The organism is Aeromicrobium sp. CnD17-E (genome assembly GCF_024124745.1).
GTDB lineage: Bacteria > Actinomycetota > Actinomycetes > Propionibacteriales > Nocardioidaceae > Aeromicrobium.
In genome coordinates, this window is the sequence record NZ_JAMXRU010000053.1 from 1 (window position 1) to 21,798 (window position 21,798).

Sequence of the window (21,798 nt, forward strand, 5' to 3'; positions counted from 1 at the left end):
TCGCCGCCCAGGCCGCCGCGCTCGACGCGGGGGTGCGGGTCGGGTGCTTCCGTCCGCCGTCGGTGCCCGACGGCGTCTCGCGCCTGCGGGTGACGGCGAGCGCGGGCGTCGCCGACGACGACTGGTCACGTGCCCTGGACGTCCTGGTCGGCGTCGTGGGGACGTTCCGATGAGCCGCGTCGTGGTCGTCACCGGCACCGACACCGGAGTCGGCAAGACGGTGGCTGTCGCCGCCCTGGCGGCGACGGCGCGCGGTCGCGTGGTGGTGGTCAAGCCCGTGCAGACCGGCATCGGCGGCGCCGACCCGGAGCCGCGCGACGCGCGCACCGTCGAAGGGCTGACCGGGGTCGAGTGTCGCGAGCTGGTGGCGCTCGACGACCCGCTCGCTCCCGACACCGCCGCGCGTCGTCAGGGGGTGGCGCTCCCGCCGGTGTCGGAGCACGTGGGCGCCGTGCTGGAGCTGGCGGCGGACCACGACGTCGTGCTTGTCGAGGGCGCGGGCGGGCTGCTCGTCCGCCTCGACACCGACGGCGGGACGCTGCTCGACCTCGCGGTCGGGCTGACCGAGGCCGCGCCGTCCGACGTCACCGTCGACGTGGTCGTCGTGGCGAGAGCCGGCCTCGGCACGCTGAACCACACGGCGCTCACCGTCGAGGCGCTGCGGGGCCGCGGCCTGGAGCCATGGGGCGTGGTCGTGGGCTCGTGGCCCGACTATCCGGGCCTGGCGGAGCGGTGCAACCGCGACGACCTGCCCCGCGTGACGGGGGTGCCGCTCCTGGCCCTCGTGCCCGACGGAGTGGGTGCGCTGCCGCCGGCGGAGTTCGTCGCCGCGGCGCCCACGTGGTTCGACCTCGGGCCGGCGTCTCGACCTGGCGGCTGACCCCCACCTCCGTGCCATGCTGGGGCTCGTGAGCGCACCGTTCCCGCGTCTGCTGTCGGCCACCGCCGACCGGTCCGCGCCGCTCGCGGTGCTCGACGAGCCGGCACTCTGGGCGAACGCCGACGACCTCGTCCGCCGGGCGGGCGGGGTGCCCGTGCGGGTGGCGAGCAAGTCGGTGCGCGTACGGTCGGTGCTGGAGCGCACGCTCGCCCGACCCGGGTTCGCCGGCGTCATGACCTACTCGCTCGCGGAGAGCTGCTGGCTCGTCGACGAGGGCGTCACCGACGACGTCCTCCTCGCGTACCCCACCGTCGACCGCGCCGGGCTGCTCGCGCTCACGGAGCCCGGGGAGGCCGGCGAGCGACGTCGGTCGGCCATCACGCTCATGGTCGACTCCGAGGAGGGGCTCGACGCGATCCAGCGCGTGGTCGGCGGGTCGCACCCGACCCTGCGGATCTGCCTCGACGTCGACGCGTCGCTGCGCCCAGGGGCCCTCGGCATCCACCCCGTGCACCTGGGTGTGCGCCGCTCCCCCGTGCACACCGCGCGCCAGGCGGCGGGCGTGGCCCGCCGGCTCGCCGCGCGGCCCGGCTTCCAGCTCGTCGGGGTCATGTTCTACGACGCGCAGGTGGCCGGCCTGCCCGACACCTCCGCCGCCGTGCGCGTCGTGAAGAGGCTGTCGACGACGGAGCTCGCGCACCGACGTCGCGCCGTGGTCGAGGCGGTGTCGCAGCACGCGGACCTCCAGCTCGTGAACGCCGGCGGCACCGGCAGCCTCGAGGTGACCGGGGCCGACCCGACCGTCACCGAGCTGACCGCCGGCTCGGGCCTGTTCACGCCGACACTCTTCGACCGCTACGACGCCTTCGAGGCGCGACCCGCCGCGTACATCGTCCTCGACGTCGTGCGTCGGCCGGCCAAGGACGTGGCCACCTGCTTCGCCGGCGGGTACACCGCGTCGGGGCCCGCGCAGGCCAACCGCATGCCCACGCCGGTCTGGCCGGAGGGGCTGTCGCTGGTGGGCACCGAGGGCGTGGGCGAGGTGCAGACGCCCGTGCGCGGCAAGGCGGCCCGGCACCTGCGCGTCGGCGAGCGCGTGGTGTTCCGGCACGCGAAGGCCGGAGAGATGTGCGAGCGGTTCGACACCGTGACGCTCGTCGACGACGCCGGCCGCGCCGAGACCGTGCCGACCTACCGTGGCGAGGGGAAGAACTTCGGATGACGGACACGACGAGCGAGCGCAGGCCGGGGAGCGGACGATGAGCCTGCTGTGGCGCAACTGGGCGGGCAACGTGCGCTCGCACCCGCGGCGGGTGCTGCACCCGACGTCGACGGCCGAGGTGGTCGAGGCCGTGCACGCGGCACGGACCGAGGGCCTGCCGGTCAAGGCCTACGGCGCGGGCCACTCCTTCACGCCGATCGCGGCCACCGAGGGCGTGCTGCTGCGCCTCGACCGCATGGACGCGCTCGTGTGGCACGACGCCGCGACGAGGCGCGTGCGCGTGCAGGCGGGGACGTCGCTGCACCGGCTGAACCCGCTGCTGCAGTCGCTCGGCCTGGCGCTGCCGAACCTGGGCGACGTCGACCCGCAGTCCGTCGCGGGTGCGGTGTCGACCGGCACGCACGGGACCGGCGCGAGGCTGCAGGGCATCGCGGCGGCCGTCGTCGGCGTGCAGCTGGTGACCTCCGACGGCGACGTCGTGGAGGTCGACGAGAGGCACCCCTGGTTCGGTGCCGCCCGGGTGGGGCTCGGTGCGCTCGGGGTCGTCACCGAGCTGACGCTGCAGTGCGTGCCGGCCTTCCTGCTGCACGCCCGCGAGGAGCCGATGCGGCTGCCGGAGGTGCTCGAGCGGCTGCCCGAGCTGGTCGAGGAGAACGACCACTTCGAGTTCTACTGGTTCCCGCACACGGAGAAGGCGCTGGTGAAGCGCAACAACCGCGTGCCGGAGGGGACGGAGCGCCAGCCGGTGGGCCGGCTGCGGCACCTGGTCGACGACGAGCTGCTGAGCAACGGGCTGTTCGAGGTCGTCAACCGGGTGGGGGCTCGCTTCCGGTCGGCGGTGCCGCGCGTGAACCAGGTGAGCGGCTCGGCGCTGTCGGCGCGCGAGTACGTCGACCAGTCCCACGAGGTGTTCGTGTCGCCGCGCCGGGTGCGGTTCTGCGAGTCCGAGTTCGCCATGCCGCGGGGTGCGCTGCACGACGTGATCGCCGGGCTGCAGCGGTGGTTCGCGGCGGGGGACGAGACGGTCGCGTTCCCGATCGAGGTGCGCTTCACCGCGGCCGACGACGTGTGGATGTCGACCGGCCACGAGCGCGACAACTGCTACGTGGCCGTGCACCAGTACCACCGGCTCGACCCGACCGCGTACTTCCGCGCCGCGCAGGACGTGTTCACGGCCCACGAAGGGCGGCCGCACTGGGGCAAGATGCACACGCTCGACGCCGACTACCTCCGCCAGCGGTACAGCCGTTTCGACGACTTCGTGGCGGTGCGCGACGAGCTCGACCCGCAGCGTGCGTTCAGCAACCCCTACCTCGACCGCGTGCTCGGCTGAGGCTCAGGCAAGCGACAGGAAGACCTTCTCCAGCCGGGCGACGTCCACCTCCTCGCCCTCGGTGACGCACTTCTGCATGCCGGTGCTCACGAGAGCGAACCCGCTGCGACTGATGGCCTTGCTGACCGCAGCCAGCTGCGTGACGACGTCCTCGCACTCAGCGCCCTCCTCCAGCATGCGGATGACGCTGGCCAGATGGCCGTGCGCGCGCTTCATGCGCAGTGCGACGGCCTTGGTCTCCTCGGGCTCCAGATGCATGTGGAGAGCGTAACCCCCCAGGGGGATGTGCTACGGTTCCCGTATCCCCCAGGGGGGATCACGGAGGAGGTTGACATGTCCCACGGAAAGACCGTGCTCGACGAGCTCTCGCCACTGCACCGCGCCCTGAGGCGCGCCGTCCCTGACGTCTACGCGGGCTTCGGGGAGCTGCATCGCGCGGCGTTCGCCGAGGGAGCACTCGACGTCCGCACCAAGGAGCTCATCGCCCTTGCGATCGGCGTGGTCGAGGGCTGCGACGGCTGCATCGCCTCGCACGCCCAGGCGGCTGCACGTGCCGGTGCCACTCGCCAGCAGGCCGCCGAGGCCATCGGCGTCACGTTCCTCATGCACGGCGGACCCGCCACGATCCACGGCCCTCGCGCCTATGCCGCGTTCTGCGAGTTCGCGCCCGACGACGCCAGCACCGATCCCGCCGTCTGATCCGAAGGAGAACCCTCGATGTGCCGTCCTGTCACCTGCTCCACCTGCTCGAAGACCACCTGGGCGGGCTGCGGCCAGCACGTGGCGCAGGTGCGCGCCATGGTCCCCGCCGACCAGTGGTGCGCCGGCCACGAGGTCCCGTCGGAGACCGACCGACCCGCCGGGTTGCTACGACGCCTTCTCCGACGGTGAGGTCGGGCTTGCCCCTTCACGTGACGTCGTGCTGGGGTGGGGCATGACGACGGACGAGCACGGCCGCACCGAGCCGCCGTTGGCCGGCAGCGAGGTCGACACGCTGCGCGGGTTCCTCGACTTCCACCGGCGCACGTTCGCGCTCAAGACGAGCGGCCTCGACCACGCCCAGCTGCACACGCCGCTTCCCCCGTCGACGATGACGCTCGGCGGCATGACCAAGCACCTGGCCTACGTCGAGGACTGGTGGTTCGGCGTGGTCCTCACCGGCGCGGAGCCCACCGCCCCGTGGGACGACGCGCCCTGGGCCGACGACCCCGACTGGGACTGGCACTCGGCCGTCGACGACGAGCCCGCTGACCTCCGCGACCTGTGGGAGTCGGCGGTCGCCCGCTCCGACGCCCTCCTCGACACCGCGCCGGACGGCCTCGACACCCTCGCCGCCCGCCCCGACCGCCGCACCGGCGAGCCGGTCTCGCTGCGCTGGATCGTCGTCCACATGGTCGAGGAGTACTGCCGCCACAACGGCCACGCCGACCTCCTGCGCGAGGCGCTCGACGGGAGCGTCGGGGAGTAGCGGATCCCTCTGGACGCGGGCCATGTCTCTCCAAACGCTCAGGCAAGTCCGGCGTCGAAGCAGGACACGAGGCCTGCGACACCGACGCAACACCCATCCAGAAGCGCATCGCGACGACGGCCCGTTGGCACCCGACGGGGGCCGCGCAGACACGTGATACCGGCGAGCACTCTCTAGTACTGGCCGAGAAGCCTCACGAACCGACGCCTGGGAAGGAAGCAGACACCCATGAAGACAGCCAGCAGGCCGAGCTGCCAGCTGACTCGGTAGACAGCTGCGAGGGCCAGGACGACTGTCACGAAAGCCGCCGAGTACATCCACAGCGTCACGAGTGCTCTGTTCGCCGAGTGCATGACGTGCCCTCAGATCTCGATGACTCGGTCGACGCCGGCCGTGTCAGTTCGTGACGTCAGGTCGCCGCCTGCGGCCCACGCTCTCGCAGCAACGCCGCCTGCGCCACCCGCGGCGCCGAGGGTCGCGAACCCGCAGGTGCCACCCGGATGCCCCGAAGAGGCATCTGCTGGGCCCAGCGCGACGTTCAGATGTGCTGCTGCGTCTCGAGCGGTGACAGCTCAACCGGGCAGGAACGCAGCCGGGAGCGACCTAGCGGAGTCGAAAGAACGCGACGGTCACCACAGTCATCGTGATCGCCAGGGCACTGAAGATGCCCGCGTAGCCCATTTCGCGAGCAAGCACGGCGCTGATCACCCCGAACCATCCCATAACAGCACCTGCCGCCAGTAGGAACCCGTAATAGATCGGAGTTCGTTGATTCATGATGTCTGCGACCTCAACTGACCTTCGTGTAGATGCCCGAGGTAGCCCCCGGCTGTGCCACAGCCTGCTGCCACCGCCAAGCCTCCCGCACCTCCGCTGACTGCTCCAGAAGCGGCTATCCCAGCTCCGCAGGCCGTGGTGGCGAGAGAAGTGACAGCGAAGGCTCCGAGCCTGATGCCCCCCTCCTTGAAGTCGCCTTGGATGAACGCTTTCCCGATTGCGAAGACGTCGAACGAGTCCGTCAGTGCACCGAATCCCTTGTAGGCCTGAGTAAGCTCGTCAAAAAAACGTCCGTTGATATCGGCTTGATTAATAGGATCCCCACCAGCGTAGTTGTAGCCGGTCAGGGTCCGCGGGTCGCTCATCCCACCCGAGAGCGGGTCGGGCTGGGTGAAGTGGCCCTGCAGGTCGTAGTACCGGGCGCCGAGCTTGTAGTGCCCGTCCGTCCCGGAGCTGCTGATGTTCTGCTGCGCGCCCAGCCAGCGGAACCGGTTGGTCTGCGCAGCAGACCCGTAGGTGGCGGTCTTGCCGTACGGGGCGTACTTGTAGCCGCCCACCTGCGTCCCGTCCGGAGCCACCAGCCACACCACGTGCCCGGACGCCTCACTCACGTAGTTCACCCGCGTGCTGCCGGTGCGCGAGGACAGGATCGTGCCGTTCGGGTCGCGCAGGAAGAACGTCGTGGCCGACCCCGAGCGCTGCGCGGTCACACCCAGGCTCGACTCAATGTTGCGCACCACGCCCTAATCTCGACGCAGGTCGTTGCCCTGACTCACAGCAGCGTGTTCCATCGTTCCTACCAAGTGTTCGCCACTCGCCACATTTCTACAACGATGCCGATGCTGACGAGGGTCCCCACAACAGCGCCTGCGTCCTCCCGACTCAGGATCGACACCACCGTCATCGTCAAGAACGACACCAGACCGACCCCAAGAATTCCAAGCATCAGAACCCTGATCTGTCCACGCCGACCGGTCCGACCATAGTCCCACGAGACGTATAGGTAGGTGAGGACAAAGATCAGGGCGATAAGTATCCCGACGTTCACGAATCACTCAGCTCCCGCCGCGATCTGAAAGGCACGCGTCCCGTTGTAGCCAAAGGCCGCACCAGCAACGCCCGCGAGCGCACAGATGCTACCACCGACGAGTGCAAGACATCCGGCACCGGCCACGAAAGCCGACCCGATGCCCGAGACGGTCGCGGCGCAGTTACCCAGACTTCGATCGCCACTGAGGCAGTCCGTCCCCACACTCACGGCATCACTGATGCGTCCGCCCCACTTCAGGCCCTTGTCAACCCAGTCATCGAACGAGTAACCGGACTTGTCCGCTTCGTTGATCGGATCCCCGCCCGCATAGTTGTAGCCGGTCAGGGTCCGCGGGTCGCTCATCCCACCCGAGACCGGGTCGGGCTGGGTGAAGTGGCCCTGCAGGTCGTAGTACCGCGCGCCGAGCTTATAGTGCCCGTCCGTCCCGGAGCTGGTGACGTTCTGCTGCGCGCCCAACCAGCGGAACCGGTTGGTCTGCGCAGCAGCCCCGTAGGCAGCGGTCTTGCCGTACGGGGCGTACTTGTAGCCGCCCACCTGCGTCCCGTCCGGAGCCACCAGCCACACCACGTGCCCGGAGGCCTCGCTCACGTAGTTCACCCGCGTGCTGCCGGTGCGCGAGGACAGGATCGTGCCGTTCGGGTCGCGCAGGAAGAACGTCGTGGCCGACCCAGAGCGCTGCGCGGTCACACCCAGGCTCGACTCGACATTGCGCACCGCACCATTGTCACGACGCAGGTCGTTGCCCTGGTCCAGGTACGTCTGGTTCCTGCCATCGACCGTGGCCACCTGGCTGCGCTCGTTCACCACGTAGGGATCACTGGTGCTGCCCTGACTGTTGCCAGCAGCATCGTTCCTGAACTCCGTGTTGCCCGACGGAGTCGGTGAGCACGCCTGGCCAGTCTCGTCCGGAGCAGACGTGACTCCGGTGGCCGAACCCTTCCAGCAGAGCATCCCGGCACGGTTGTACCCGAAGTTCGTCGTCGTGGCCCCCGCGACCTCCTGCCGCAGATTCCCGATCCTGTCGTAGGTGTAGGCGTAGCTGGGCCCGTTGGTGTCGTCAGCGCTCTCCAGCCGCTGGTACTTGTATTTGTACGTGACCGTCCCGCGCTGGTCGGCGAAGGACGACGTCACGACGTCGCGCTCCTGCAGCTGCGACGAGTCGTTGGTCGACCCGTCGATCCGGTAGCTGTAGTTGATACGCCCGGTCTCGTTACCCGCTGCGTAGTTCATCTTCAGCGCCGCTGGCTGCCCGTTCTTGGCGAAGTCGTAGTCGAGCTTCACTCCCACACCGCCCGTGGGGCTGGGGAAGATGACGTTGTCGGTGCGGCCGTTCTTGTCCGTCGTGATGGTGACGGTCTCGTTGTTCTCCGTCACCGTCTTGGGGGCGTTGGCCTTGTCGTAGGTGTAGGTGACCATCTGCGCGCCGCCACCACCGATCTCCTGGTTGTAGGAGGTCATGTTGCCGACTCCGTCGTAGCCCATCGACACCTTGTCCACGACGCCGACCGTGCCGGTGGGCATCCTCTGTTCGACGAGCCGGTTCATCCGGTCGTACGTCATCGTGGTCTGCTCCAGGCCGTTCGACCTGGTCCGCACGTTGCCCGCGGCGTCGTAGGTGTAGCGCAGGCACGTCGCAGAAGAGCCGGTGCACGCGCTCGGCGCCGTGCCGTCATAGAAGACACCGAGCTGGCGGTCGTTCTTGTCGTACTCGTAGCGCGTGACCTTGCCACGACCATCGGTCATGGTCGCGATACGTCCCCAACCGTCGTAGGTGTAGGAGGTGCACCACTTCCGGGGCGAGTCGCAGCTACCGCCGGGCTTCCGGACCTCCTTGAGCAGGTTCGTCGTGCCGGTCACGTAGCCGGTCTGGCCACTCTGCCAGTAGCTGTAGAGCGTCTTGTCAGCATTTGTCGGACTGGCAGGTGCGTTGCCGTCCCAGCTGGCCGTCACGTTCCCGGTCGCATCGTCGTAGTCGCGGTGGAACTCCGCCTGACGGGTCGACTGCCCGTTGCATGCTCCTTGATCGTTGAGGGTGATCCCGTTGTACGAGGCGGTGGTGCGCCCCTTGGCGTCGTAGCTGTAGCGGTTGCAGTCGTTGCTCGACTCCCGCGCCGTCGTCGGGAGGTAGGCGTTCTCCCCGCTGCTCCCCGTGTACCCCAAGCCCGTCGAGAGATCGTTACCGCTGCCGGTGTTCTGCGGCTGCGTGATCTTGGTGAGTCGGTCGCTGAACTGACCGTCGGTCGACGTGTAGGTCGACGTCGTGGTCGCGCCCATCCCGTCGGTGACGGCGGACGGACCGTTGTCGGCGGTGTAGTCCATCGACCGCGTGTTGCCCTCGGCGTCCTTCACCCACACCTTCTTCTTCGCTCCGGAGAGGCCGCGCGGCGCGAAGCAGTACGTGGTCACGTTCTGGTTGGGGTCCGTGACCTTGGTGTAGGTCCTGGACTCTGTCGGGCATCCGTCCGGCCGCGTGTCGGTGTAGTCCCAGCTGAAGGTCGGGCGATCAGCCGCAGCCTCGTTCCCCTGACGGTAGGAGACCGAGGTCGTCTCACCCACGACGGCGCCGCGCTTGGGGTTCGTGCGGTAGGCGATGCTCGTCTCGCTGCGCTCCGAGGCGGTTCCGGGCCCCGTGATGGACGTCAGGTAGCCACCGGAGTACCCGTAGGACGTCTGCGCGCCCGTGGCGTCGGTGAACGAGGTGAGCTGGCCCGAGCTGTCGTAGCCGTAGCTCCACTCCCGCTGGGTCGACCCGTCAGAGGTGTCGTCCTGCGTGATCTTCGTGAGTCGACCGCTGGCATAGGTCACCGTGTAGGTGCGCCCTCGAGTGTCCTTGATCTGCGTCAGCTGCGGTCGCCCGCTGCCTCCGGACGCGTACGTGAACTCGATCCTGTTGCCGGACCGGTCGCGGATCATGGTCAGGTACGCCTTGCCTCCGACCATCTTCGCGAACTCGTACCTCAACGGGGACTTTCGGAACTTCAGCACCAGGCTGCCGTCGCTGTTCTGCTCCAGATCGGCTCCGACGCCGCCGATCGGCGACAGGAACTGCCGGTAGTCCGCGTCGCCCACGCTGGTGCTCTTGCGCAGGAAGGAGCCGAGCACCGTGCCGGAGGGTCCGTGGTAGTCGTACCGCAGCGTGGAGTCGGACTGGGTCCGCTCGATCCAGACGTCCGGGCCGAGACCGAGGTTCCATCCGCGGCCGAGCGCAGTGTCAGTGACACGGGTCATCGAGTTGTAGGTGCGCGAGATGGTCAGGTCCTGACCCACGCCCTTGACCGTCGCGTCCTGCGCGCTGACCACGGCGTTGCCGCTGCGGTTGTTGATCGACAGCGACGAACGGTCGTCGAGCGTGTGGTCGGTCATCGAGTACCACGACTGCGAACCGAGCTCAGGCTCGTAGGTCACCGAGATCCTCGGCATGACGCTCGGGCCGCCGCAGTGGAAGGACGAGGAGTCCCAGTCGATCGAGCAGAACCGCTTCTCCTGGGTCGTGTCCGTCTCGTTCGGCGCCACCAGGACGATCGCCTGCCGGTTCCGGGAGAACGGGTCCACGTCACCCGTCTGCTGTCCGCCGGCCCACGCATTGAATGATGGTGTGACGTCGAGGTTCGCCGTACCAGCACCGCAGTCGCTGCCGAAGTTGAACGTGTGCGACGTGAGGAAACGGCTGTCAGTCGAATAGCTCGGCTGAGTGTCCCAGTTGGGCCCGTACACGTCGCCGCCACTCATCGGCCAGCCGTGGGTCGTCTTGGCCTGACAGTTGGTGGCGCCGTTCTGGTACTGCCGCAGCGCGAGCGTCGCATCGGTCACCGTGAACCCGACGAACTGCTGGTACCGCAGGTACACGATCGACCGGAACTTGCGGTTGCTGCCGGAAGAACCCACGCGGAGGTTGACGTCGGAGCCGCGCTCGTCGCCGCTCGCCTGGTCGCTGAACACGTAGGTGTCGCTCTGCACGTCGTACGTGTCCTGGAGGCCGATGTCCGGATCCACCGTCACCGGGTAGCGGCGCTCCGCGGCGCTGAGCCACTCCATCGACGGTCGGAGCTCCAGGACCTTCATACCGTCCTGGTCGACGAGCGTCGCGGAAACCGGCACCGGGAACTCGGGAGCCCCCGCCGCGTCGACGTCGGCGTCCCACATGTTCAGCGGCTTCGACTGCGCCACGACGTCGTTGCCGGACCTGAAGGTCAGCTGACGCCCGTCGATCGACACGTCCAGACCAGGCGCGTCGACACGGAACCGGTAGACGGGCGTGGTCTCCGGCTTGCTCGCCAGGAGGACGTGGGTCGCGAACCCCGACGCCGTCGTGGAGACGCGCACCGACTCGTCGTCGTTCCCGGTCACCGGATAGGTGGCGACGCCACCGTCCACCTCCGGCGTGCCGAGGTCGGCCAGTGACGTCAGCGAGATCTTCTGGTTGGCCTCGCTCTCCACCTGCGCCGTGACTCCGTCTCCGGTCGCGGAGAACGACGTGTCCTGGCTGACCACCTTCGGCTCGAGCCGCGAGCCCGACGGCTCGAGGTCGGGGTCGATCGGGGTCAACGTCCCGCCCTTGTCCGCGAAGATCGGACCCTGCGCGGTCTCGCGCGTGATCGTCCCGTCCGGGTTGGCGAAGACCTGGCTGTCGACTTCGCGCTGCGAGACGACCTCCGCGGGCTCGTCCGTCTCCTCGGCCTTCGCAAGCGCTGCCGCGACGTCGGACGACGATCCTTTCGAGGTGTTCTTGTTGGGCTCGGACTCCGCTCGCACGTAGTCGTCGCCTGCCGTCTCGGCGTCGGCGACGGTGATCGGGAGCCCGGTGAGCACCCCGGCGATCGTGGCGGCGGCCGAAGCCATGACACCTGCACGGATGGAACGTCGACGCATCCTGGACCCCATGTCGGGTGGCCGTCGCCGACAGCCTGGAGCTGCCGGTCAACGGTGGAGCATCTCCGCGAGGCCGAGTCCTCGGTGAGAACGGGACATATCAGACCACAGCGGAGAGGTCGTGCGCAGGTTTTGTTGAGATTTTCCTGAGTGAACTTCGGGACGACTCTGCGCGAAGCCTCGGCAGCCCCCGTTCACTTCTGCCCGTGAGGGAGACGTGGTTGGATGGATGTGACCGGCGACACACCTCATCCCGGTCGACCTGGCGCCCCACCCCGGCGCGACCCCACCCACGGCGGGCGACCCCACCCGGTCGGCCGCGGACAGGAGGACCCGTGTTCGAGGAAGGCCAGTCTTACGCCCCCGTCACGACGACGGCCGACGGTGCCGTCACCGTCGAGCTGGGCGCCGACCACCCCGGTCTGCACGACCCCGAGTACCGCGCGCGACGCGACCTGCTCGCCACACTGGCGCACCGGTGGGAGCCGGGCGAGCCCGCGCCCGAGGCGCCGTACACCGATGCGGAGCACGAGGTCTGGCGCGTCGTCAGCGAGGACCTGCAGACCAAGCACGAGACCTACGCCTGCCGCGAGTTCCTCGACGGCAAGGCCGCGCTCGACCTCCCCCTCGACCGCGTGCCGCAGCTGGAGGAGCTGTCGGACCGGCTCGAGCCGCTCACCGGGTTCCGCTACCGGCCCGCCGCCGGCCTCGTCCCGCTGCGCGAGTTCTACGGCGCGCTCGCCGACCACGGCTTCTGGGCCACCCAGTACGTGCGCCACCACTCCGTGCCCCTCTACACGCCCGAGCCCGACGTGCTCCACGAGGTCGTCGGCCACGGCAACACGCTCGCCGACCCGCGCTTCACCCGCCTGTACGAGGCCGCCGGCAGGGCCGCGCGCCGGGTCGAGACCACCGAGGCGCTCGAGTTCGTCAGCCGCGTCTTCTGGTTCACGCTCGAGTTCGGCGTCGTGCACGAGCCCGACGGTCTCAAGGCCTACGGCGCGGGCATCCTGTCGAGCCCCGGCGAGATCGAGGAGTTCCGTACCATGACGATCGAGCCGCTCGACGTCGTCACCATGGGTACCACCGACTACGACATCACCCACTACCAGGACCGACTCTTCGCCGCCGACTCCTTCGCGCACGTGGAGGACGCTGTCGGCGGGTTCTGGGACACCTGCACCGACGACACCGTCGCCGCGCTCAGGGCGCAGGCAGCCTGAGGTCGACGTCGGCCCACGAGCCGCTCACCCGCTTCGCGCGGGGCGCCGCGAACTCGCCCGCCTTGCTCGTGCCGAGGCCCATCGCCACCAGCCCGACCACAGTGGTCGTGGCGGCGGCGACACCGTCGACGACCGGGACGCCCAGCTCGTCGCCCAGCCACGCCGCGAAGTCGGTCATCCCGGCACAGCCGAGGACCAGCACGTCGGAGCCGTCGGCCGTCAGGGCGACGCGGGCGAGCTCGAGCGTCCGCTCTCGGGCGTGCGGGTCGCGCTCAAGGTCGACCACGCCGATCTCGGTGGCGTGCACCCCGCCGCAGTGGTCGGCGAGGCCGTACGACCTGGTCAGCGCCTCGATGCCCGGCACCGTGCGCTGCAGCGTGGTCACGACACTGAACCGACGTCCGAGGTAGGTCGCGGCGCGCATCCCGGCCTCGGCGATGCCGACCACGGGCCCTCGCGCCAGCTCGCGCGCCGCCTGCACGCCCGGGTCGCCGAAGCAGGCGACGACGTAGCCGTCGACGCCGGCCTCCTCGCCCTCGGCCACCCGCGCCAGCACACCGGGTACCGCCAGCGCCTCGTCCACGTGCGACTCGATCGACTCCGGGCCGAAGACCGGGCTGACGGCCTCCACGACGACGTCGGGGCCTGCGACGGCACTGGCGCAGGCCCCGATCGCCGTGGTCATCGACGCGGTGGTGTTCGGGTTGATGACACGGATGTGCATGCTCAGGCGGCCCCTGCACTGATCGGCGTCGACTCCGCCGCGCTCGTGCTCGGCCCGATCCCCTGCCGGCGGGCGAGCACCACGTAGAGCGCCGCGGAGAGGATCGCGCCGACGAAGAACGAGTAGTCGGGCAGCGCGGGCAGCACGCCCGACAGCTTCGGGACCACGACGCTCAGCACGGCGACGACACCGGTCACCACCACCGTCTGCACGGCGGCCGGGTTGTAGCCGCGGACGTAGTGGTACTCGCCGTCCTCCTCCATCGTGAACAGGTCGTCGACCACGATCCTCTGCTGGCGCACCACGTAGTAGTCGGCGATGAGGATGCCGTAGAGCGGGCCGATCAGGGCGCCCAGCATGCCCAGCGTCCAGAAGATCGCCTCGGGGTTGTCGTACCAGTTCCAGGGCGTCAGCAGCACCGAGCCGGCCGCGGCGATCATGCCGCCCATGCGCCAGCTGATCCGCTGCGGCGCGACGTTGGAGAAGTCGAACGCCGGGGAGATGAAGTTCGCCACGATGTTGATGCCGACCGTCGCGATCACGAACGTCAGCCCGCCGAGCAGCACCGCCGTCCAGGTGTCGATGCGCTCCACCGTGTGCACCGGGTCGGTGATCAGCTCGCCGAACACGGGCACCGTCGCGGCTGCGGTCAGCACCACCAGCAGCGCGAAGAACGTGAAGTTCACCGGGAGGCCCAGGAAGTTGCCGCGCTTGACGGCCTCGTAGCTGCTGCCGTAGCGCGAGAAGTCGCCGAAGTTCAGCGTCGGTCCGGAGAAGTAGGACACGACGAGCGCGATCGCCGAGCACATCGCCCCGACGGCGGCCCAGCCGGACACGGCGTGGTCGGCGAGGTTGAGGTCGATGTCGAAGCCTGCGCGCCACAGCATGTAGCCGCACAGCACGACCATGACGACGTAGACGGCGGGACCGCAGAAGTCGATGAACTTCCGGATCGACTCCATGCCCCGCCAGAACACGGCGGCCTGCGCGACCCACAGGATCGCGAAGGAGATGTAGCCGAGGTAGCTCAGGCCGAGGAACGACGTGTCGTCGGTCGCGATGTTCGCGAGCCCGGGCCACACCTTCAGCAGCACGATCGACAGCGACCCGGCGGCCAGGAACGTCTGCACGCCGTACCAGGCCACCGCGATGAGTCCGCGGATGATCGCGGGGATGTTCGCGCCCAGCACGCCGAACGACGCGCGGCTGATCACCGGGTACGGCACGCCGGCGATCTGGCTGGGCTTCGCGACCAGGTTCGCGAGCACCTGCACGATGCAGATGCCGACGATGAGCGCCACGAAGACCTGCCACGTCGTCAGGCCGAGCATGAACAGGCTGCCGGCCGTCACGTACCCGCCGACGCTGTGCACGTCGGACATCCAGAAGGCGAAGATGTTGTACGACGTCCAGGTCTGCTTCTCCAGCGGAGCGAGGTCCTCGTTGGTGAGGCGAGGGTCGTACGCGCGGCGCGGTCGACCGGCTCCGGGTGGGTAGCCGGCGGCTTCCACGATGTCGTTCGGCAGGGCGCCGTGGGGCTGTGGCATGGGGGGTGTCTCCTCGTCGGGCTCGGACTGCACCCGACGCTATGAACGCGGTGTTTCGACCCCTCGACTCCGCGGGTGAACCTTGCGTCACGGGAGTCCTATAGGACGCGGCGCTCAGGCCTCGCGGAAGACGTCGTGGTCGTCGCTCAGCACCTCGATGCCGTCGAGGAGGTGGTCGTAGTGCTCCACCGAGAGCGCGACGAGGGCGGTGGCGTCACGGGACTCGAACGCCTCGAGCATCGCGTCGTGGTCGTGCGCGAACGCCGAGCGCTGCGCGGGCCCGACGTGGGTCATGGGTCGCACCGGCTCGGTCAGGTTCCACGCCGACTCGTACATCCGTAGCAGACGCTGCATGCCCGACGGCGCGATCAGGCTGAGGTGGAACCGGCGCGTCGCCTCGTGGTAGCCGCGGTCGTCGCCGGCGTCGAGCGCGGCGCTCGTCTCCAGCAGCGCCGCCCGGGCCGCCTCGACGTCGTCGGGTCCGGCCCGGTCGACGGCAGCGACCAGCGCCGCCTTCTCGAGCGCGAGTCGCACCTCGTACAGCTCGCGGAACTCCCGGTAGCTGAGCTTCGCGACGCTGTAGCCGACGTGCGGCACGTGCTCGACGAGCCCCTCGCCCAGCAGGATCTTGAGCGCCTCGCGCACCGGGATCTGGCTGACGCCGAAGAACGCCGCGACCGCGTCGATGGGGATCAGCGTGCCGGGCGGCTCGACACCGGCCAGGATCGCGGCTCGCATGTCGTCGAGGACGCGCGGCTGCGACCCCTCGACCGACGTGTTCTCGAGCCGTGCCGTGAACGCCGAGCGGCGACGGGGTCCACCGGTGAACGGGCGTGCCACGTCGAACCTCCTCCGTCGGTGCGCCGGCCTCCCCGACGTCGGGGCAGACGCTAGTGCGCGCCGATGTCGCGGACGTTACGTCCGCGACCATCCCTCCCCTCCCCCGCTGAGCGTGACGTTCGCGGGCCGTTCGGGGCCTGGATGGCCCGCAGACGTCACGCTCAGCGGAATGGGTGGGCGGGAGGGGGTCAGCGGAGGGTGGAGTCGAGCAGCTCGCGCAGCTCGGTCGTGTGACGCTCGGCGGCCTGCTCGTCGTACATCGACGTGTCGGCCATCGAGTAGCCGTGCGGTGCGCCCGGGTAGACGCCCTGGTCGAGGGCCACTCCGTGCTCGGCCGCCGTCTCCGCGATCACCCGCTGGTGCTCCCGCGGCATCGACGCGTCGCCGTCGGCGTGGCGCAGCAGCACCCGCGCGGTCGCCGTCGTCAGGCCAAGGTGCGGGCTGTCGGGCTGGTCGGTCACGAGCCCGCCCCCGTGGAAACCGCCCACCGCGACCACGCGCCCCGGGTGGTCGCCCGCCGCGCGCAGCGCGATCCGCACGCCCATGCAGTAGCCGACCACGCCCACAGGCCCGTCGGCCACGTCGTCGCGACCCTGCAGCACGTCGAGGTACAGGGCCGTGTCCTGCCGCGACAGCTCGGGCGTCAGGGCCGCCATCCGTGGGCCGACGGACTCGAAGAACGCCTCCCGCGCGCCGGGCTCGCGCAGGTCGGTGGTCGGCGACGTCTCGGCAGCGGTCCCCGAGCGGTGGAAGACGTTCGGCGCGAGCACCACGTAGCCCCACGACGCGAACCGGTCGGCCATCGCGCGGATCTGTGGGCGCAGCCCGATCGCGTCCATGACGAGGAGGACGCCCGGGGCGGGTCCCCCGTCCGGGGGCGTCGCCACCCACGCCTCGATGGGGCCGTCGGGACCGTCGATCGTCAGCTCAGCCATGCCGTCACGCTAGCCCGACCCCGCAGGCGGCGCCGGTCGTCGAGCGGTGGTCCGTGGTACCACCGCGCGACCTCCGCGCGCTGGTCGTCCCACCTGGTGAGCAGGCCCCGCAAACGGCCTCGCGGGGTCCACCGTGGACTCATCACCACCACCGATCGGGAGGACCAGATGGCCGTGTCCGTCGACGACACCACCCTCGAGGCCGCACTGCGCGGCGCCATGGCGAACTTCGCCACCGGACTGACGGTGGTGACCACGTCCGACGGCGGCCGACCGCACGGCACGACCCTGAGCGGTGTCATGTCGCTCTCGATGGACCCGCCGATGGTCGCCATCTCGCTGGCCCGCACGTCGAGCCTGCTCGCCCGGCTGCAGCGCGGCGGACGGTTCGGCATCAACGTGCTTGCCGCCCACCAGGACCAGGTGGCGCTACGATTCTCGACCAAGCTTCACGACCGCTTCGCCGACCTCGGCTGGAGCGACGACGGCGCACCTCGCCTCGACGACGTGCACGCGTGGGTCCTCGCCGACGTCACCAGCACCGTGCCGGCCGGCGACCACGTCCTCGTGCTGGGCACGGTCGTGCGCGCCGAGACGGGCACCCAGCGCCCGCTCGTCTACTGGCAGCGCAGCTTCGGCACCCACCAGGCGTTCTGATGACCACGTCACGCGTCGCCCGCCGATGTCGCGCCTGACGACCACCTGACACCTCCACGCACACCGTCCACCACCTCCTGACTCCGTCACTCACACACCAGGAAGGGGCTGCATCGTCATGCCCATCAGCACCGATCCCCTCAAGTTCGCCTACTGGGTCCCCAACGTCTCCGGCGGACTCGTCACCAGCACCATCGAGCAGCGCACCGACTGGAGCTACGACTTCAACGTGAAGGTCGCGCAGCTCGCCGAGCAGGTCGGCTTCGAGTACGCGCTCAGCCAGGTCCGCTACACCGCCTCCTACGGCGCCGACCAGCAGCACGAGTCGACGAGCTTCAGCCTCGGCCTGCTCACCCAGACCGAGAAGCTCAAGGTCATCGCCGCCGTCCACCCCGGACTCTGGCACCCGGCCGTGCTCGCGAAGTGGATCATCACCGCCGACCACATCTCGGGCGGACGCGCCGCCGTCAACGTCGTGTCGGGCTGGTTCAAGGACGAGTTCACGGGCCTCGGCGAGCCGTGGCTCGAGCACGACGAGCGCTACCGCCGCAGCGAGGAGTTCATCCGCGTGCTCCGCGGCCTCTGGACCGCGCAGGAGAAGGGGGTCGGGTTCGAGCACCGCGGCGACTTCTACCGCATCCACGACTTCACGCTGAAGCCCGGACCGGTCGACGTGCCCGGCCGCCCGCACCCCGAGATCTTCCAGGGCGGCAACTCCACCGCGGCCCGCCGCAACGGCGGCACCGTCGCCGACTGGTACTTCTCCAACGGCAAGGACCTCGACGGCTTCACCGAGCAGTACCTCGAGGTCAACCAGAACGCCGCGCTCGTCAACCGCGAGGGCCAGGTCAAGTTCGGCCTGAACGGCTTCGTCGTCGCCCGCGACACCGAGTCCGAGGCGCGCGACGTGCTCGAGGAGATCATCGCCAAGGCGAACCCCGAGGCCGTCGAAGGCTTCCGCCAGGCCGTCCAGCAGGCCGGCAGCAGCACGGGCGACGGCAAGGGCATGTGGGCGGACTCGACCTTCCGCGACCTCGTCCAGTACAACGACGGATTCCGCACGGGCCTCATCGGCACGCCCGAGCAGGTGGCCACGCGCATCGTCGAGTTCAAGAAGCGCGGCGTCGACCTGTTCCTGCTCGGCTTCCTGCACTACCTCGAGGACATCGCGTACTTCGGCGAGAAGGTGCTGCCGATCGTCCGCGAGCTCGAGACGCAGGCGGTCGAGGCCGGCGAGCTGGGCGAGGACGCCCTGACGACCGCCTGACACCAGACCCCCGACCGCGCCCGCTCGGGCGTCGGTCGGGTGCCCGCCGGGGTGGCGAGACCCCGGCGGGCGGCATTCCCCACTAGCGCAAGGAACGGAGCAACCCTATGTCCATCACCGACCACCTGACCGTCCGGGACGCCGTGCAGTCGTCCCCGTGGGCCGACGAGCCCCGACCGTCCACCCCCGCCGGCTGGCTCGAGCGTGCCTCCGACGTCGCCGGCATCCTGGCCGCCGACGCCGTCGAGCGCGACCGCGCCCAGGCCGTGCCCACCGCCGAGGTGCAGCTCCTGAAGGACGCCGGCCTCGTCACCCTGCTCGGTCCCGTCGAGCACGGCGGCGCCGGCCAGACGTGGGACCTGGCCTACCAGGTCGTGCGCGAGGTCGCGTCCGGCGACGGCTCGATCGGCCAGCTCCTGGCCTACCACTACCTGTGGGCCTGGGCCGTGCGCCTGGTCGGCACGCCCGAGCAGATCGCCGCCGTGGAGGAGCTCTACACGACCGGCAACCTGTTCTTCGGCGGCGCGGTCAACCCCCGCGACAACGACCTCACCATCCGCGACGAGGGCGACGAGATCGTCTTCACCGGTCGCAAGTCGTTCTCCACCGGCTCGAAGGTCAGCGACCTCACCGTCCTCGAGGGCGTGCTGGAGGGCAGCGACAAGCACATCTTCGCGATCGTCCCGAGCCAGCAGCCCGGCATCGTCTTCCACGACGACTGGGACAACCTCGGCCAGCGGCTCACCGAGTCCGGCGGCGTCACCATCACCGACGTGCGCGTGCCGTGGTCGGCCGCGGCCGGCTACGTCGACAAGGAGCAGGTCGAGCTCGTCTACGGCACCCTCAACCTGCCCACGATCCAGCTCGTCTTCAGCAACTTCTACCTCGGCATCGCCCGCGGGGGCCTCAAGGCCGGCACCGCCTACACCCGCTCCACCACGCGACCCTGGCCCTACGGCGGCGACGACAAGGCCAGCGCGTCCGAGGAGTGGTACATCCTCGAGGGGTACGGACGGCTGCAGTCGCAGCTGTGGGCGGCCGAGGCGCTCGCCGACGACGTCGGCCGCGAGATCTCGGCCCTGCTCCACGCCCCCCGCGAGGACCTGACGCCCGAGGCTCGCGGCACGGTCGCCGTGCGGGTGGCGGCCGTCAAGCAGCTCGCCACCGACATCGCGCTCGAGGTCGGCACGAAGATCTACGAGCTGACGGGCGCGCGGGCGTCGAGCAACAAGGTCGGGCTCGACCTGTACTGGCGCAACGCCCGCACCCACACCCTCCACGACCCCGTCGCCTACAAGCGTCGCGAGGTCGGCGAGTACGCGCTGCTCGGCAAGATCCCCGAGCCCAGCTGGTACACGTGACCCGCACGACGCAGCGCGTCGGCGGTCGATGAGCCGAGGGCGGGTGGCCGGTCACGCACCGGCTGCCCGCCCTCCTCGTGCTTCCGGCGCCCGCGCGGAGTACCACGACCGACCGCACCCTGCAGACCTGCCCGACCATCGACACACCACCCGCGACCGGCTCCGCACGGCGCATCGTGGAGACCCACACACCGAGAGGACCCCACATGAGCACCACCACCCTCGTCCCGTTCGTCGTCGACAGCACCGGCACCGGCGTGGCGCAGAAGGTGACCGTCGGCGGTGAGGACGGCCACGTCTTCCATGCCGACACCTACCCGGCGTTCGGCGGCGCCGACGCCGCCCCGAGCCCGCTCGCGTACACGCTCGGCGCCCTGACGTCGTGCAACCAGATCACCGCCACCCTGGTCGCGAAGGACCTCGACATCGCGCTCGGCGCGTTCACCTTCCACGCCCAGGGCGACCTCGACCCGTCGGTGTTCGTCGGCGGCGCCGAGGGCAACGCGAACTTCAGCGCGGTCAGCGTCGTCGCGACGGTCGAGACCGACGCCGACGAGGCCACGTTCGACCGGTTCGTGAGCGAGCTGGAGCGTCGCTGCCCCGTCACGCAGCTGTTCCAGCGCAGCGGCCTGGACTTCCGCTCCAGCTGGACCCGGAAGCCGCTCGCCGCGTGAGCGCCACCCTGCCGTCCGACCTCGTCGCGTCGGTCGTCGAGCACCTGCCCACGATCGCCGCGGGCGCGGCCGAGCGCGACCGCGACCGCACCCTGCCGCATGCCGAGGTCGACCTGCTGTCGTCGCTCGGCGTCCTCGCGGTCACGGTGCCGACGTCGCACAGCGGGCCGGGCGGCGGGGCGGCCGAGGCCGTCGAGCTGGTGCGTCTGCTGGCCACGGTCGACCCCAACGTCGCGCAGGTGCCGCAGAGCCACTTCGTGTACCTGCGGCTGGCCGAGCTGGCGGGGTCGACCGGTCTGCGCGACAGGCTGTTCGCCGACGTCCTCCAGGGCGCCCGCGTGGCCAACGCGCAGTCGGAGCGGGGCGGCGCGACCGTCACCGACATCAGCACGCGGGTCCGCTTCGACGACCACGGCTGGGCGGTGGTCGACGGTGAGAAGTTCTACGCCACGGGCAGTGTGCTGGCCGACTGGCTCGCCGTCCTCGCGCGCGACCGCGACGGCGAGGACCGGATCGCGTTCCTGCCCGCCGACACCCCAGGCGTCGGCGTGATCGACGACTGGGACGCGCTCGGCCAACGCACGACCGCGAGCGGCACGGTCCGGCTCGACGCGGTCCGCGTGCCGCTGGACCACGTCGCACCGCGGGCGACCGCGATCAGCGGGCCGTACGGCTACGGCGCGTTCGCGCAGCTGCTGCACGCCGCGATCGACGTCGGCATCGCACGCGGTGCGCTTACCGACGCCGCCGCCTTCACACGCACGTCGTCGCGACCGTGGTTCGAGGCCGGCGTGGACAGGCCGGAGGACGACCCGCTGCTGGTGCAGCGCTACGGCGAGCTCGAGGTGGCGGTGCGCGCCGCCGAGGCCGCGCTCGAGGTCGCAGCCCGCGCCGTCGACGCCACCTGGCGCGAGCCGTCGGACGACGCCGCCACCGAGGCGTCGCTGGCCACCGCAGCGGCGAAGGTCCT

18 protein-coding genes are annotated in these 21,798 nt (G+C 70.1%); 11 read left to right on the forward strand and 7 right to left on the reverse strand.

Going from position 1 to position 21,798, the window contains the following annotated elements; translation table 11 throughout:
- Positions 1 to 169 precede the first annotated feature (169 nt).
- Genes bioD through NH339_RS11125 form a run of 3 tightly spaced genes read left to right on the forward strand, consistent with a single transcriptional unit; the run spans position 170 to position 3,435 of the window.
- The gene (gene bioD, locus NH339_RS11115) at positions 170 to 880 is read left to right on the forward strand and encodes a dethiobiotin synthase (protein ID WP_253025279.1); all 711 of its coding nucleotides are present in this window, start codon (positions 170 to 172) and stop codon (positions 878 to 880) included.
- A 28-nt stretch (positions 881 to 908) separates the two neighbouring features.
- On the forward strand, positions 909 to 2,102 hold the full coding sequence (locus tag NH339_RS11120; RefSeq protein ID WP_253025291.1) for an alanine racemase: 1,194 nt from the start codon (positions 909 to 911) through the stop codon (positions 2,100 to 2,102).
- A gap of 37 nt (positions 2,103 to 2,139) precedes the next feature.
- Positions 2,140 to 3,435, forward strand: a complete 1,296-nt coding sequence (locus tag NH339_RS11125) for a D-arabinono-1,4-lactone oxidase (protein ID WP_253025293.1) — start codon at positions 2,140 to 2,142, stop codon at positions 3,433 to 3,435.
- Positions 3,436 to 3,438: 3 nt separating this feature from the next.
- On the opposite strand, the gene NH339_RS11130 is transcribed toward NH339_RS11125, so the two are convergent.
- Positions 3,439 to 3,693, reverse strand: a complete 255-nt coding sequence (locus tag NH339_RS11130) for a metal-sensitive transcriptional regulator (protein ID WP_253025295.1) — start codon at positions 3,691 to 3,693, stop codon at positions 3,439 to 3,441.
- A 75-nt stretch (positions 3,694 to 3,768) separates the two neighbouring features.
- Here NH339_RS11130 and NH339_RS11135 point away from each other — a divergent pair, with 75 nt between their 5' ends.
- Together NH339_RS11135 and NH339_RS11140 are read left to right on the forward strand one after the other, a co-directional pair.
- Entirely contained in the window at positions 3,769 to 4,134 is a 366-nt protein-coding gene (locus tag NH339_RS11135) for a carboxymuconolactone decarboxylase family protein (RefSeq protein WP_253025297.1), read from the forward strand.
- Positions 4,135 to 4,369: 235 nt separating this feature from the next.
- Positions 4,370 to 4,903, forward strand: coding sequence for a DinB family protein (locus tag NH339_RS11140; RefSeq protein ID WP_253025299.1), 534 nt, complete (start codon positions 4,370 to 4,372; stop codon positions 4,901 to 4,903).
- Positions 4,904 to 5,676: 773 nt separating this feature from the next.
- Here the strand turns inward: NH339_RS11140 and NH339_RS11145 are convergent.
- Together NH339_RS11145 and NH339_RS11150 are read right to left on the reverse strand one after the other, a co-directional pair.
- Positions 5,677 to 6,420, reverse strand: a complete 744-nt coding sequence (locus tag NH339_RS11145) for an RHS repeat-associated core domain-containing protein (protein ID WP_253025301.1) — start codon at positions 6,418 to 6,420, stop codon at positions 5,677 to 5,679.
- Positions 6,421 to 6,731: 311 nt separating this feature from the next.
- Positions 6,732 to 11,570 carry an RHS repeat-associated core domain-containing protein gene (locus tag NH339_RS11150; protein ID WP_253025303.1) on the reverse strand — a complete coding sequence of 1,613 codons (4,839 nt, stop codon included), beginning with the start codon at positions 11,568 to 11,570 and terminating at the stop codon, positions 6,732 to 6,734.
- A 365-nt stretch (positions 11,571 to 11,935) separates the two neighbouring features.
- Here NH339_RS11150 and NH339_RS11155 point away from each other — a divergent pair, with 365 nt between their 5' ends.
- On the forward strand, positions 11,936 to 12,823 hold the full coding sequence (locus tag NH339_RS11155) for a phenylalanine 4-monooxygenase (protein WP_253025305.1): 888 nt from the start codon (positions 11,936 to 11,938) through the stop codon (positions 12,821 to 12,823).
- Here NH339_RS11155 and NH339_RS11160 read toward each other — a convergent pair.
- From NH339_RS11160 to NH339_RS11175, 4 genes are all read right to left on the reverse strand, one after another.
- Positions 12,804 to 13,547 (reverse strand): aspartate/glutamate racemase family protein, encoded by a 744-nt coding sequence (locus NH339_RS11160; RefSeq protein ID WP_253025307.1) that lies wholly within the window; start codon positions 13,545 to 13,547, stop codon positions 12,804 to 12,806. The genes NH339_RS11155 and NH339_RS11160 overlap by 20 nt on opposite strands.
- A gap of 2 nt (positions 13,548 to 13,549) precedes the next feature.
- Positions 13,550 to 15,094, reverse strand: coding sequence for an NCS1 family nucleobase:cation symporter-1 (locus NH339_RS11165; RefSeq protein WP_253025309.1), 1,545 nt, complete (start codon positions 15,092 to 15,094; stop codon positions 13,550 to 13,552).
- A gap of 114 nt (positions 15,095 to 15,208) precedes the next feature.
- Complete coding sequence (locus tag NH339_RS18875; protein WP_253025311.1) at positions 15,209 to 15,934, reverse strand: GntR family transcriptional regulator; 726 nt, start codon at positions 15,932 to 15,934, stop codon at positions 15,209 to 15,211.
- A gap of 188 nt (positions 15,935 to 16,122) precedes the next feature.
- Positions 16,123 to 16,869 carry a dienelactone hydrolase family protein gene (locus NH339_RS11175; protein WP_253025313.1) on the reverse strand — a complete coding sequence of 249 codons (747 nt, stop codon included), beginning with the start codon at positions 16,867 to 16,869 and terminating at the stop codon, positions 16,123 to 16,125.
- Positions 16,870 to 17,037: 168 nt separating this feature from the next.
- Here NH339_RS11175 and NH339_RS11180 point away from each other — a divergent pair, with 168 nt between their 5' ends.
- The 5 genes from NH339_RS11180 to NH339_RS11200 all read left to right on the forward strand — a co-directional run.
- Entirely contained in the window at positions 17,038 to 17,526 is a 489-nt protein-coding gene (locus NH339_RS11180; RefSeq protein WP_083516181.1) for a flavin reductase family protein, read from the forward strand.
- 118 nt (positions 17,527 to 17,644) lie between these two features.
- The gene (sfnG, locus tag NH339_RS11185; RefSeq protein WP_253025315.1) at positions 17,645 to 18,793 is read left to right on the forward strand and encodes a dimethylsulfone monooxygenase SfnG; all 1,149 of its coding nucleotides are present in this window, start codon (positions 17,645 to 17,647) and stop codon (positions 18,791 to 18,793) included.
- A gap of 107 nt (positions 18,794 to 18,900) precedes the next feature.
- Positions 18,901 to 20,154 (forward strand): acyl-CoA dehydrogenase family protein, encoded by a 1,254-nt coding sequence (locus NH339_RS11190; RefSeq protein ID WP_253025317.1) that lies wholly within the window; start codon positions 18,901 to 18,903, stop codon positions 20,152 to 20,154.
- Between the two features lie 206 nt (positions 20,155 to 20,360).
- A complete protein-coding gene (locus tag NH339_RS11195) occupies positions 20,361 to 20,828 on the forward strand; it encodes an OsmC family protein (protein WP_253025318.1) in 468 nt (155 codons plus the stop codon).
- On the forward strand, positions 20,825 to 21,798 hold a 974-nt coding region (locus NH339_RS11200; RefSeq protein ID WP_253025319.1), incomplete at its 3' end, for an acyl-CoA dehydrogenase family protein. The genes NH339_RS11195 and NH339_RS11200, both read left to right, overlap by 4 nt.

What these genes read in the sequence shown, in the direction of transcription:
- bioD (WP_253025279.1), top strand. Translation starts at nt 170, where the DNA reads ATGAGCCGCGTCGTGGTCGTCACCGGCACCGACACCGGAGTCGGCAAG.
- NH339_RS11125 (WP_253025293.1), top strand. Translation starts at nt 2,140, where the DNA reads ATGAGCCTGCTGTGGCGCAACTGGGCGGGCAACGTGCGCTCGCACCCG.
- NH339_RS11130 (WP_253025295.1), bottom strand. Translation starts at nt 3,693, where the DNA reads ATGCATCTGGAGCCCGAGGAGACCAAGGCCGTCGCACTGCGCATGAAG.
- NH339_RS11135 (WP_253025297.1), top strand. Translation starts at nt 3,769, where the DNA reads ATGTCCCACGGAAAGACCGTGCTCGACGAGCTCTCGCCACTGCACCGC.
- NH339_RS11140 (WP_253025299.1), top strand. Translation starts at nt 4,370, where the DNA reads ATGACGACGGACGAGCACGGCCGCACCGAGCCGCCGTTGGCCGGCAGC.
- NH339_RS11150 (WP_253025303.1), bottom strand. Translation starts at nt 11,570, where the DNA reads ATGGCTTCGGCCGCCGCCACGATCGCCGGGGTGCTCACCGGGCTCCCG.
- NH339_RS11160 (WP_253025307.1), bottom strand. Translation starts at nt 13,547, where the DNA reads ATGCACATCCGTGTCATCAACCCGAACACCACCGCGTCGATGACCACG.
- NH339_RS11165 (WP_253025309.1), bottom strand. Translation starts at nt 15,094, where the DNA reads ATGCCACAGCCCCACGGCGCCCTGCCGAACGACATCGTGGAAGCCGCC.
- NH339_RS11175 (WP_253025313.1), bottom strand. Translation starts at nt 16,869, where the DNA reads ATGGCTGAGCTGACGATCGACGGTCCCGACGGCCCCATCGAGGCGTGG.
- NH339_RS11180 (WP_083516181.1), top strand. Translation starts at nt 17,038, where the DNA reads ATGGCCGTGTCCGTCGACGACACCACCCTCGAGGCCGCACTGCGCGGC.
- sfnG (WP_253025315.1), top strand. Translation starts at nt 17,645, where the DNA reads ATGCCCATCAGCACCGATCCCCTCAAGTTCGCCTACTGGGTCCCCAAC.
- NH339_RS11190 (WP_253025317.1), top strand. Translation starts at nt 18,901, where the DNA reads ATGTCCATCACCGACCACCTGACCGTCCGGGACGCCGTGCAGTCGTCC.
- NH339_RS11195 (WP_253025318.1), top strand. Translation starts at nt 20,361, where the DNA reads ATGAGCACCACCACCCTCGTCCCGTTCGTCGTCGACAGCACCGGCACC.